This is a genomic window from Gemella haemolysans (genome assembly GCF_901873445.1).
Classification (GTDB): domain Bacteria; phylum Bacillota; class Bacilli; order Staphylococcales; family Gemellaceae; genus Gemella; species Gemella haemolysans_C.
Map to the genome: position 1 here is coordinate 1 of NZ_CABFLN010000038.1, position 12,947 is coordinate 12,947.

Below are 12,947 nucleotides of genomic sequence, written 5' to 3' on the forward strand. Positions count from 1 at the left end.
GGAACAACGCCAAAAGCAGAAGAACCAGCAGCAGGAACAACACCAAAAGCAGAAGAACCAGCAGCAGGAACAACGCCGAAAACAGAAGAACCAGCAGTAGGAACAACGCCAAAAGCAGAAGAACCAGCAGCGGGAACAACACCGAAAGCTGAAGAACCAGCAGCAGGAACAACACCAAAAGCTGAAGAACCAGCAGCGGGAACAACGCCAAAAGCTGAAGAACCAGCTGCAGGAACAACGCCAAAAGCTGAAGAACCAGCAGCAGGAACAACACCAAAAGCAGAAGAACCAGCAGCAGGAACAACACCAAAAGCTGAAGAACCAGCAGCAGGAACAACGCCAAAAGCAGAAGAACCAGCAGCAGGAACAACACCAAAAGAAGATGCTCCGTCTGAAGAAGTAGCACCTAAAGATGAAAAACTTGAGGAAGCCAAAAAAGATGGAAAAAATATTATCGAAAAAATTGCAGCTTCAAAACTTAGTGAAATTGAAAAAGTTAAAGATGAAGCAGAAAAAGCTAAGTTAGAAGCTAAATTAAATGAATTAAAAGAAGCAGGATTAGAAGCGATAAATAATGCTAAAGATTATGATGCAGCAGTAGCTGCTGCGGATGAATATCAAACTAAAATTGATGAGATTAATGTTCCAGGAGAAGAATTACCAGCACCAAGTTATAACAAAGACAATTTAACAAATGGTCGTAACGAAGGTACTACTATTGGTAATGGAAGTACAGCAATAGGTCATGGATCAGGAGAAGCTACAGCAACTCCGACACAGCCTACTACTGAAAGATCAACAGCTACAACATCTCCAACACAACCTTCCTCAACTTCAGAAGGAACTTCAGGTTTTAGAAGTGCACCAGAAGTCCAAGTTAGAACTAAAAAAGTAGTAAAAAGAGATTTATCAAATAAAACTAAACAAATAAATATTTACTATAATTTAACAGCTATCAAAGACATAGCTGGAGCATTAGGGGAAGTAAAGGGTGAGAATATGCTTACTTTCCCTGGAGACACACCTAAAGAAGATTTAAAACGTGCTATTGAAGAAAAAACAAAAGCACAAATTGATAAATTAAATAAACAAGGATTCAAAGTTGTTTCAACTACTGACTTAGATCAAATCGTTGAAGGTGGAGATAGCTATGATTATGTTGTTGAATTCACAAAAGAAGCGAAGACTCAATCAGCAGGTAATACAGGCTTTAGAAAAGCACCTACAACACAAAGAAGGGCAAAAAGATCAACAGAAGCACAAGAAAATGTAAATGTTAATATTTACTTTAACTTAAAAACTTTACCAGGAATAGCGGGTGCATTGGATGTGGATGGAGATACTACTATAAAACTTCCTAAAAATGCAACTGTAGAACAAGTAAAAGCTGCTATACAAACAAAAATTGCTAAAGTAGAAAAACGAGGATATAAAGTAACAGATGCCTACTTTGGAGCAAAAACAGAACAGGGTTATGATTTCGTTGTAGAATTCAAAAAATAACCTAAAATAATACTGACCTCATTTTAGATAATAAATCTAACTTGAGGTCAGCTTTTTTATATTTTATTCTTCTTCAGTTTCACGAGGGAAAATCATAGATTCACTGAAGTTTAAGTTGCGAAGAGCTGTGTAAGAATCTTCTAGAGAAATATAGTTTAATTTTCTCATCGTTAATATTCTATATTTTGAAAGTCGAACTGATTCCATTTGAAGCTCTTTAAGTTCTTCTTCAAAATCTAAATCTTCTAAAAATACTTCAAACAAAGTAAATGAGTAATATCTATATACATCTTTAACAAATTCTGCAGTATTCTCATCTGAACATTTTTCTTCAATAACATCATAAGCTATCTTAAGAAGTGCGTCTCTTACAGTAGGAGAGCAATCAATAATAGCTTGGATTTGATTCGAAGAAGCTTCGGCTCTTTGTTTAATTTCATCTAGTTTACTTGCAAAGTTCCCTTTTCTTCTTTTTGGAATTTTTTCTTTAAGTTTTTCGTAAAATTCTGGAGTTAGATCTTTAGCAACAAAATGACGAATTAAACGGCGTTTTAGGCTAGATTCTTTTATATATATTCTCAAATTAAGAAGTAAACTTTTTGGTATTGAATAAGTAAATAAGAAAGATTTTCTAAGTTGCATAAGTTTAGAAATTTCTATAATTTGCTCAATGTTTGGATTATCTTTAAGAATTTCTGGAAGGGCTTTGTCTTGTGCTTTCATTATTTTTTTGTGCAATTGTAGAGCTTCATTTGCATTCTCAAATTTCCCAGTCTGCATATCTCTAAAGTATGCTTTTAGTTCGTGTAAACTTTTTATTTCAAAAGCATAAGCAACTTTTTCTTCAATAGATTTCTTAGAAATATCACGTTGCTTTAATTCTTCAAGTGTTCCCTCTAGGATTTTTCCACGAAGAGAGTATTGATTAAATTCTTTTTCTTCATCTTCACCTTTAACAACAAGAGGAAGGGCGATTGTACCGATAACAATACTTAGTAACACGACATTACTCGCAATGAATAGGATGGTATTTCTAAGTGGGAAGTTATCCCCAGTAGCAGTTACAACTGGAATCATAAGTGCTGTAGCAAGTGTTACTGTACCGTGAATACCGCATAAACTAGCAATTAAAGAATAGCTAAATCTAGAGTAGTCATCTTTCTCAAATTTTCTATTTAATATTATTTTTGCTGTTTTTCTAGCAGTTGTGAAATGATGAGGTTGGAATGATACGTAGTTGAAATATACAAATCCAAATCTGACTATCATTAGACCTAAAACAATAACTAATGAAACAATGAAGCCATATACAATATCAATCTCTCTATAGTTAAACATTGTATGGTATATCTCAGGGAGTAAATATCCTAAAAATGTAAATACGAAGCCATTAAGAACATAACTTGCTATTTGTTGAGTACTATCTATAGTTACTGCAGCATCACTATTTATAACAGAAAGTAAGTGAAGACTTCTTTGGTAGTTGTAAACTAGAGCTGTAATTACTACAGCTACGATACCAGAGACACCAATATGTTCTGCAAGATAGAACACTATAACTGGTGTGATTATTTGAAAAATAACTAAAATATTAAATTCATCAGCAAACTTTGTTAAGAATATAAATTTAATATAAGAGAATATTATACCAATAATAAGCCCAAAAATTGCTCCACCACCAGCAACTACTAAAAATTTATATCCTGCATTTGTGACAGAAAATGTGTTAGTAAGAACGGCTGCTAGAGCTATATTAAATGATACAAGACCAGAAGCATCATTAAGAAGTGATTCACCTTCTAATATAGCCATAAGTCCTTTAGGTAGTTTCATTCCTTTAGTTATTGATTTAACAGCAACAGCATCTGTAGGTGATAATATAGCGGCTAAAACAAAACACGCTGCCCACGGAATCATTGGAAGCAAGAAATGAATAATGCTACCGACAATAATTACCGTTACAAGAACTAAAGATATTGCCATATATATGATTGGTTTTTTATACAACCAAATATTTTTTAATGATGAGTTAAATCCATCAGTAAACAATAATGGAGCAATAATTAACATCATAAACATTTCTGATTCAAATTCGAAATGTAAAGGGATATTAGGAATAAATGTTACTGCAGCACCAAGTATTATTTGGAATAAAGCTGCTGGAATACGAGGAATAATATTGTTAAGAAAAGAACCAAGAATAACAATAACTATCAGTATTCCAAGAGTAGTTAGTATTTCCATAGAAAACTCCTTTATAATTATTTTATTATTTATTTGTACCAATATATTTTACAATTATTTAATATTAAAATCAACGATTATACAATCTGAAAGAAGTTAATAATGAATATTGTAAAACATTAATTTTAATAGTTTTAGAAGAGGTATTATTTGTTATTTTTTAGAGGTTAAGTAAGGGCTTCAGTACACGTCAATAGACGTCAAAATATTGATTTTAAATGATTTTTGATTTTTTGAAACTCATTACATCGCACTATAAATCAATAAAAACTCTACCTTTTTTAGACAAATATATCAGTTGGATATTGAAGTTAAGCCCTGCTATCATTTCGATGGCAGGACTTTTTAATATTTGGTACACTAACTCTTATCTATACTTTGGTGAAGTTGAAGTTGACATCTACAAAGTTTAATGTTAGAATATATTCAAAAATATATTTGAATGAGGTGTTTTATGATTCAAAATGTTGTTACTTCAATAATCCTGTATTCTGGGACAGCCGTAGACTTACTTATTATCCTAATGTTATTTTTTGCCAAAAGAAAAAGCAGAAAAGACATCATTAACATCTATTTAGGACAATTTCTAGGCTCTGTCAGTCTAATATTGCTAAGTTTGCTTTTTGCATTTGTCTTACATTATATTCCTAGTAAAGAGATTTTAGGTTTGCTCGGTTTGATTCCAATTTTCTTAGGTCTCAAAGTTTTGCTTTTAGGAGATTCTGATGGAGAAGCTATTGCCAAAGAAGGGTTGCGCAAAGATAATAAAAACCTGATTTTTCTAGTAGCTATGATTACTTTTGCAAGTTGCGGTGCCGACAATATTGGTATCTTTGTCCCATATTTTACTACATTAAATTTAGCGGATTTGATAGTGGCTTTACTTACATTTCTAGTCATGATTTATCTCTTGGTTTTTTCTGCCCAAAAATTGGCACAAATCCCATCTGTTGGAGAAACTTTGGAAAAATATAGCAGATGGTTTATTGCCGTTGTTTATTTAGGATTGGGGATATATATCCTGATTGAAAATAACAGTTTTGACATGCTATGGACTATGTTAGGCTAGGAGGAAATATTATGAAAAAAGATAGTATCTGCCAAGTGAATATTATAAATCAACAAAATGTTATAACCGCAATGAACTACCTTGAAAAGGAAAAAGTCCAAAAATCACTTCGCATTTTAACAAAGTTTACCGATAATAAACAGATAAATATCATCTTTTATCTCCTTGCTGTTGAAGAACTCTGTGTCTGTGATATAGCCTGTTTACTAGATCTCAGTATGGCATCTGCATCCCATCATCTTCGTAAACTAGCCAATGAAAACATCTTGGACACTAGAAGAGAGGGGAAAATTATATATTATTTTATAAAAGATGAGGAAATCAGAGATTTTTTTAATCAACTAGGATAACAACTATTTTTACTACTTTACCATGATTATATATAGGACTTATCTATGAAATTTTTTGATGAAATTTACTCACAAGAAATACCTATTCGTATCATGTTGATACTGTCAATAATTATGTGTAAACACTTAAGTAGACTTACGGAGTATTAATTAAATAAGCTTTCGAGTGTGTCATAACATTGGTCAAATCCTTTATGGATTCGTTGACTTTGCTTGAAATTATAATCTTCAAACAAAGTAATTAAGTAACGTTCCAGAGACTCCTCGTTAGGAAAAAACCTTCTTTTTCGTTTTACGTTTGATTTCTTTATTAAGAGACTCGATGAGATTTGTCGAATAAATGCTGTGCCAAATCTGGTAATGAAACTGATAATATGCACTATTATAACCTATTTGTACATTTTTATTTTATCAAAACTGTACATTCTTATTTTATCATTTTCAATTAGTAAGTCTAGGATCACCAGATTATGGTTTCCATTTGTTCCGAGACACTCATGATTTAATGTTGCTTAATGCAGGCACAAATTGGAAAGAACTCCAAGGCAGAATGGGGCATAAGTAAATGTCAACTACTATGGATACTTATGCAGAGCTAGCACCTCAAAGAAAGCTAGAAGTAGTCAGCATTTATTTAGATAAGATTGCTGAATTAATTTATTAACTACTCTAGCTTTCGCTCTACCTTTTGAAGGCTAAATTCTCATAAATGTTGATATAACAGTATTTAAAGGTTTCTGAAATAACATTAACAACCGTTACAGATATAAAATTATCGCTATATCAAAATATTAATATTCTGATATAGCGATTAATTTCAAATTTTTCATATTATTAACTTTATTAATTACCAACTAATTACTTTTCCATCTTCTATTTTAATATCAGCGTCATAAAGTTTATTTAGAAGCTCTTCGTCAAAGAAGTTCTCAGCTTTATCATTCTTTATAACTTTTCCATTAAGAAGAGCGATAATATTGTCACTATAAGCAAGAGCTTGATTTATATCGTGTAATACCATAATAATAGTAATTCCCAGAGATTTATTAAGTTCTCTAACAAGTTGCATTATAGATTTTTGATATTTTATATCAAGGAAAGTAGTAGGTTCGTCTAATATAATAATATCAGTACTTTGTGCTAATGCCATTGCGATGTAAACACGTTGAAGTTGACCACCAGATAATTCATCTACACGTTTATCTCTATAGGCTTTTAAATTAGTTTTTTCAAGAGCAAATTCAATTTTTTCAACATCACTAGCGTTAGGTTTATAAAAGAAAATATTTTGATAAGGAAGACGAGCGAAACTAACCATATCATAAACAGTAATTTCTCTTGGAGTTTCATTTTTTTGATAAACAATCGCAAGAATACTCGCAAGTTCTTTTAATGAATATGAATTTAATTCTTTACCTTCGAGTTTAATACTCCCAGAATTATAGTTTAAATTTTTGGCTAATATTTTTATAAGTGTACTCTTACCGCAGCCGTTTTTACCAAGTAGGGTAGTAATTTTACCTTTTTCAATATCTATATTAAGATTTTCAAAAAGTGCATTTTTATTATTATACTTAAATGTAAGGTTATTAATTTCTATTATATTTTCCATTAACTTACTCCTTTCTTAACTAAAATAATAAATGCAGGTCCACCGATAATCATCATTATTAAATCAGCAGGTATTTCGATTGGTGCGAAAATAACACGACCGATTGTATCGAATAATAGTAGAATAAATGCTCCAAGTAAAGCACTAAATGGAATAGTATAGATATGATTTCTACCAATTATAATCTTAGCAATATGAGGTGTAATAAGAGCTAAAAAGACCATAACACCAGCAACAGCTGTAGAAACAGAAGCAAGAGCTACGGCAACAAATGAGATTAGCAGGCGAATCATATTAATATTGATTCCTAGTGAACTAATAATATTATCATCTAAGGCGAAGATATTACATAGTTTTGCTAAGAAGAAACTGATAATTAGTAATATAGGAATCCAACTTAATAATAATGAAACATCATCCCAGTTTTTAGTTCCTAAACCAACAGTTTTGAATGCTGATGAAGTAGTAGAATTTGCTTGGTTTAAGTATTGCATAGAACTCAGTATACCTGTGAAGAAATAACTTATCGCAATACCTATTAAAATAATTTTAACATTGTTTTTTGTTCTGCCAGCTAAGTAATAAATGATTAAGAAACCAAGGACACCACCGATGATAGAAAACACTGATTTAAACAGCGAAAATTGTGGGAATAATCCTAACCCTAAGTATAAAAATAGGTTAGCTCCACTAGAAACTCCTATAATACTAGGATCGACAAGCGGGTTCTTTAATACTGTTTGTAATAATAAACCACTAACACCAAGAGCTGCACCTACTAATATAGTGATGATAATTCTTGGAAAACGAACGTCGATAATTGCATTAACATTGGCGTATTCTCCAGTAAAGATACCAACAGCTAATTGTCCGACGCTAGCTTTTATACTACCACTATTCGCTGCAAAAAATACTGTACTTAATAAAAGTAGAATAAGAACAGAAAAAGTGATTGCTTTTTTGTTGTTAAACATTAAGAACCTCCTTATATAGTTTATATGTTTAGTATATCATATTGTTTTTAAATTGTATTATATAAAAACCAGAGGCAGCAATGTGCTACTTCTGGTTTTAAGTATTAGTTACTATAGAAAATACTGTATAGACTTTCTAATCCTTTTTGGTAATCATATGTAGCTGTCATACCAAACATTGAGCTATCTAAATCGACAACTTTATTATTTTTTACCGCATCGAAGTGAGACCAACTCTTATTGTTTTCAAATTCTTTTTTAAACATTTCATTTACGGTATCAGGCATAGCATGAGCAGTGCGTAAAATAAAGTCTGGTTTATCATTTAAAGCAGTTTCTAAGTTTAGATTTTTAAACTCTTCAGTTCCTTTAATGATATTTTCACCACCTGCTAATTTTACAAGGTTACCTACATAAGATTTTTCAGTAGCTGCCATGTAACTTCCAGGTAATCCCATTAGAACTAAAACTTTTGGTTTCTTTTTATTTGCGATTTTTTCATTGAATTTAGCGAAGAATTCATCGTGTTCTTTCTTTAACTCTTTGAATTTTTCAGTTTTACTGAATTCTTTTGCAAGTTCTTCAGTTACAGCGTATAGCCCGTTAACACTACGAATGTCTACAAATTTATAAGGTATTTTATTTTTCTCGAATCCTTCTTTTATCCAGTCTTGTAAACTATCTGGCGCATATACAATAGAAGGATTAATCGACTTAATAACTTCCATATTAGGATTCATAGGAAGACCAATTTGAACAGTATTGTCATACTTTTTAGGCATACGTCCTAATCTTGTAGTAGGGACACCTGCTAATTTAATGTCAAGAACATTAGCTACTTGAGCAAGAGCTACAGAATCCATTATTATACGTTTACCATTTTCTTCTTCAGATTTTTTATCTTTATTTACACCTGTTAAGTCTATTGTTTCATTAAAAGCTTTATCAGCTAGATTAGGATCAGTTCCTGTTGTGTTACCGGCTTTGTTTTGTGATGAACAAGCAGTAAGTACTAGAATACTAGCTAGAAGCAGTGTAAATAGTAGGGATAGTTTTCTTTTCATGAATTATCTCCTAGTTATTTTTTCTTTTTTTACGAGGAAAGTAAAGTCCAGCAGCTATTGCAAGAACTCCAATACCACCTAAATAATAAGGTGTGTAGTTTGCTTCTTTAATAGCTTCCATATCTAAACCATCATTTCCATTTTTAATAGTATCAGTATTAACTTCCACAAAATAACGAACAGGACGTTTCATAGGTTCTACATACATTTGTACCATAGCTAAGAAGTTCTCATTTGGTACTTCAAAACGATAGTCAACATAACTATCTTTATATTGTTCAATGTTTACTTTTGTTTCAGTAGCTTCCACTTGTTTGAATTCTCCGTCTTTTTGAAGAACTTTAATGAAAGGACCTTGTTCTTTACTACGTTGAACCCAGTTCATTAAGTGGATACGTACAGTAGCATATAGTTTACCATCTTTTGTACGTTGAAGCATAGCTTTAGACCAACGTTTTTCACCGTTAGATTTTTGATTTTTAAGAGCATCATTTAAATTTCCACCTGCATTAATAGGAGAGATTACCCCTTGTACCATACCTTCACCAATAGCGGTATTTTTAGTTCCACCATCAGCAGTAATTCCAGTAAGAGGATTTAAATATGAACCTGTGATATCAAGGTTATAAAGACCAGGATTTTTTGTTTTTTGATCTGTTTTGAAGTAATCTTCTAGTTTTTTAGTAACAAATCCTTCTGGAGCTTTATTTTCATCTTTTTTGTCTTTGTTTTCTTCTTCTTTTTTCTTATTGTCTTCTTTTTTGTCTTTATCTTTAGAATTATCTTCAGAACCCGATATTAAAGAAGCACCAGACCAATTAAATTTAATAATAGCATTTTGAGATGCATCTCCACCCATAATTTTGTTCATAGCATCAACAGAAACACGAACGCCGACTTTATCAGGTTTAGCTTCTCCAAAATTAAAGCTTAATTTACCAGGATAAGTACTTGTACCACCATCTAAGTTTGTATCCTTATAAGTACTTGTTACTGAAGCCGCTGTTAGACCTCCTGAGAAAATAGGAGATGAATAAATACTAAGTGACAATAAGTGACCGTGCATATTACTAAAATCCATCGGTGTGAATTGAACAGTAATAGTTGAAGTGTTATTATCATGAACGTTTACAGTAGCATGTGTAGCTAGTGCATTGTTCCCCATAGAAAGACGACCGCTATTTTCAGCGTGCCATAGTTCCACAGGAACGCTATATACTCTGTCAGCAGCATGTACATTTTTAACGAAAGGAACATTACTAGATGTGACTATAAACGTTAATGTAGCAATAACTATTGTTAATAGTTTTAAAATTCGTTTCATTGTATAAACTCACTTTCTTTTGTATTATTTAATTTTTAATAAGAAAGGCGGGAAGTTTTCCCGCCTTTATAGGTAGATAATAATTTGCTTATTTAGCGGGGTATTATCTTACTATTTTTCATTTTGTTTTCTTCTACCAACCATTAAGGCGCTCATAAGAGTAAGAGCTCCTGCAAGGATAGATGATGATGTTTCTAATCCAGTGTTAGATAGTCTACCATTGTTTAGACGCCCACCTTTTGGAGTTGAAGCACCAGCACCATTACCAGTGGCACTTGCTCCAGGTTGACCACCAGCTATTGGTTGACCTTGTTGTTCAGTTACATTAGACCAATCAAATGATAAAGTAGCATCTTGTTTACCACCACCAGGCATAATATCTTCCATAGCTTGAACAAACACAGAAATAGGGACAGTTGATAGTTTTTTATTAGATGTGAAGTGTACTTCTACTTGTTTATTTGCCCCACCAGTAGGATTGACAGGATACTCTATACCATTTACCCAGAAACCAGTAATTCCGTCATTAAATTGTCCAACACTAATATTGTGGAAACGAACAATATAGTGATAAGTACTTCCTTCTTTGAATACAGTAACATTACTATGTTCTAGAGCTGCATCTCCCATAGATTTTCTATTAGGTTGGTATGCGTGTAGTAACGTTGCTTTTACTCCTTTATAGAAAGTTGCAGTTGCTGAAGATGTAGGTTTTGGAGTGTTAGGTTTTGGAGTGTTAGGTTTTGGAGTGTTAGGTTTTGGAGTGTTAGGTTTTTCTACAGGTTTAGTTGTATTGCTCGTAGAATTTGTTGATCCAGATTGGGGAGATGTACCTGTAGGCTGATTAGCTTGTTTTAATGCTGAACTTAAATCGAATTTTAGAATCATTTTTTGAGTTCCAAATGTTTCACCAATAGAAGCCATAACGGGAACATAAACTTGAGTATAAGTTTCTAATTTATTGCTTGAATCGATCTTATTTTTATCTACACTATAAGAAAGTGTTTTTGGATATGCAGTACGTTCAGGAAATTTTTCTTTATATGTTTTGATGTAATCATCAGTTTCACTAGCACTATAGTAGTCTACTATAGTAGCAGGATTAAATTCGTTATCTTGAATACTACTACGATTCACATGAGTTTTAGGACCATCATAATATTTTAAATCCCCTAAGTAACCAAATTTACGACCTAATGCAATTGGTTTAAAAGATACATTTACAAAATATTGACCATTTCTCACAATTAATTTGGTTTTAGTTTCATCTAATCCTTTTGATGCCATGGAATCTTGTCCTTCTATATAAAAATGAAGGGCTTGAGCAGTTATATTATATTCTCCATCTGGAAGATTTTTTATATCTTTCGCTCCAACGGCATTATTTTCAATTGCAAATGTAGTGTTACTTTGTGTAGTGTTTTCTACCACAGCAATTGTAGAGATAATCGTTGTTGCGGACAGAATTTTTAATAATTTATTAGTTTTCATGTTTTTGTTAATCCTCCTCAAATTTCTCTATACATGACTTTATACAAAGAGGTAATTTACCCCTTTGTATAAAGATTTTATTATTTATTTTATTTGTTATTTTTTCTGCGTAATACTAAAGCAGATAGTAGTGCTAATACACCTAATCCAGTAGTAGCTGTTGCATTTAGTCCAGTGTTAGCTAATTGTTTAAGTCCTTTAGCAACAGTTTGAGAAGTATTTTGAGCAACAGTTTTTTCTTCGTTTTTATTTGATGAAGTAGGTGTTACAGGTACTGTTTTACCTTCTTTTACGATAGTGTATAAACTGAAGTGATTAGTGAAGAATGTAAGTTCTTTAGTTTTAGAATTATAAGCACTTGGAACTTTTTCTAATTTATCACCATTTACATAGTAAACCTCTAATTTATCATTTTCATTTGCTACTACAGTTACTGTAACTGCACGTGTTCCACCTTGTTTTTTGATTTCTTTATTATTAGAATCAGCGAAGTGAAGATCGATTGTTTTAACAACACTTAGATTTTCATCAGCTTTTTTAACAAGTTCTTCAACTTTAGCTACAGTTTTTTCATCAGCTTTTTGTGCAACTAAGTGATCAGCTTTTATAGCAGTATTATCAAATGTTACTGTAACTTTTTCAGAAGAACCATTTTCTACAATATTAGCTACTAAAGTATCTTTAAGAGATGCAGTTTTTACAATTGCTTCTAATTGTTTAGCTTCTTCTTTACTTAGAGACTTATCATTAGCAATGTCATTTACAGCATCTTTTTTAACTTCTTCTAATTTTTTGATTTCGTCAACTTTGTTATTAAGTTTAACTGCTTTTTCAGTTTCAGTTTTTAATTCAGTTGCTTTTGCTGCAAGTTCTTTTTCTGCTGCAACTTTTTCAGTAGTTAGTTTTTCTTTCTCTACTTCAGTAGTAGCATTGTTTATAGCTTCTTCTTTTTCTTTAACTAGTTTTTCTAATTGAGCTTTATCAGCTTCTAATTTAGTTACTGTTTCTTTAGCAGCTTTAGCTTGATCTTCAACTTTTTTGTTTTCAGCTTGGATTTTTTCTACAGTTTCTCTTAGAGCTTTTTCTTTAGCTAGTCTGTCGGCTTCGGCTTTTTCTTTTTCAAGTTTTTCTTTTTCAAGGCGAGCAGCTTCGGCTTTTTCTTTTTCAGCTTTTTCTTTAGCTAGTTTGTCAGCTTCGGCTTTTTCTTTTTCAGCTTTTTCTTTAGCAAGTCTATCGGCTTCGGCTTTTTCTTTTTCAGCTTTTTCTTTAGCAAGTTTGTCAGCTTCGGCTTTTTCTTTTTCAGCTTTTTCTTTAGC

At 31.9% G+C, this 12,947-nt stretch carries 8 protein-coding genes and 3 pseudogenes; 3 read left to right on the forward strand and 8 right to left on the reverse strand.

Annotated features, from left to right (window positions below; genetic code table 11):
- Positions 1–1,503, forward strand: a pseudogene (locus JX287_RS05470) (hypothetical protein); the annotation flags it as partial.
- A 63-nt stretch (positions 1,504–1,566) separates the two neighbouring features.
- On the opposite strand, the gene JX287_RS05475 reads toward JX287_RS05470, so the two are convergent.
- The gene (locus JX287_RS05475; RefSeq protein WP_204643338.1) at positions 1,567–3,747 is read right to left on the reverse strand and encodes a cation:proton antiporter; all 2,181 of its coding nucleotides are present in this window, start codon (positions 3,745–3,747) and stop codon (positions 1,567–1,569) included.
- A gap of 454 nt (positions 3,748–4,201) precedes the next feature.
- Between JX287_RS05475 and JX287_RS05480 the strand changes: the two genes are divergently transcribed.
- Together JX287_RS05480 and cadX are read left to right on the forward strand one after the other, a co-directional pair.
- Positions 4,202–4,816 (forward strand): CadD family cadmium resistance transporter, encoded by a 615-nt coding sequence (locus JX287_RS05480; RefSeq protein WP_204643340.1) that lies wholly within the window; start codon positions 4,202–4,204, stop codon positions 4,814–4,816.
- Between the two features lie 11 nt (positions 4,817–4,827).
- Positions 4,828–5,166 carry a Cd(II)/Zn(II)-sensing metalloregulatory transcriptional regulator CadX gene (gene cadX / locus JX287_RS05485; RefSeq protein WP_204643342.1) on the forward strand — a complete coding sequence of 113 codons (339 nt, stop codon included), beginning with the start codon at positions 4,828–4,830 and terminating at the stop codon, positions 5,164–5,166.
- A gap of 146 nt (positions 5,167–5,312) precedes the next feature.
- Here the strand turns inward: cadX and JX287_RS05490 are convergent.
- From JX287_RS05490 to JX287_RS08955, 7 genes and pseudogenes are all read right to left on the reverse strand, one after another.
- A pseudogene (locus JX287_RS05490) lies at positions 5,313–5,541 on the reverse strand (transposase); the annotation flags it as partial.
- Positions 5,542–6,013: 472 nt separating this feature from the next.
- Entirely contained in the window at positions 6,014–6,778 is a 765-nt protein-coding gene (locus JX287_RS05495; protein ID WP_204643344.1) for an ABC transporter ATP-binding protein, read from the reverse strand.
- Complete coding sequence (locus tag JX287_RS05500; RefSeq protein WP_204643346.1) at positions 6,778–7,752, reverse strand: FecCD family ABC transporter permease; 975 nt, start codon at positions 7,750–7,752, stop codon at positions 6,778–6,780. The genes JX287_RS05495 and JX287_RS05500 overlap by 1 nt, the downstream gene beginning before the upstream one ends.
- 104 nt (positions 7,753–7,856) lie before the next feature.
- Positions 7,857–8,816 (reverse strand): heme ABC transporter substrate-binding protein IsdE, encoded by a 960-nt coding sequence (isdE, locus tag JX287_RS05505; RefSeq protein WP_204643355.1) that lies wholly within the window; start codon positions 8,814–8,816, stop codon positions 7,857–7,859.
- Between the two features lie 10 nt (positions 8,817–8,826).
- Positions 8,827–10,140, reverse strand: a complete 1,314-nt coding sequence (locus tag JX287_RS05510; protein ID WP_204643357.1) for a heme-binding Shp domain-containing protein — start codon at positions 10,138–10,140, stop codon at positions 8,827–8,829.
- 111 nt (positions 10,141–10,251) lie between these two features.
- The gene (locus JX287_RS05515) at positions 10,252–11,631 is read right to left on the reverse strand and encodes an NEAT domain-containing protein (protein ID WP_204643366.1); all 1,380 of its coding nucleotides are present in this window, start codon (positions 11,629–11,631) and stop codon (positions 10,252–10,254) included.
- A gap of 89 nt (positions 11,632–11,720) precedes the next feature.
- Positions 11,721–12,947 (reverse strand): annotated as a pseudogene (locus JX287_RS08955) (hypothetical protein); the annotation flags it as partial.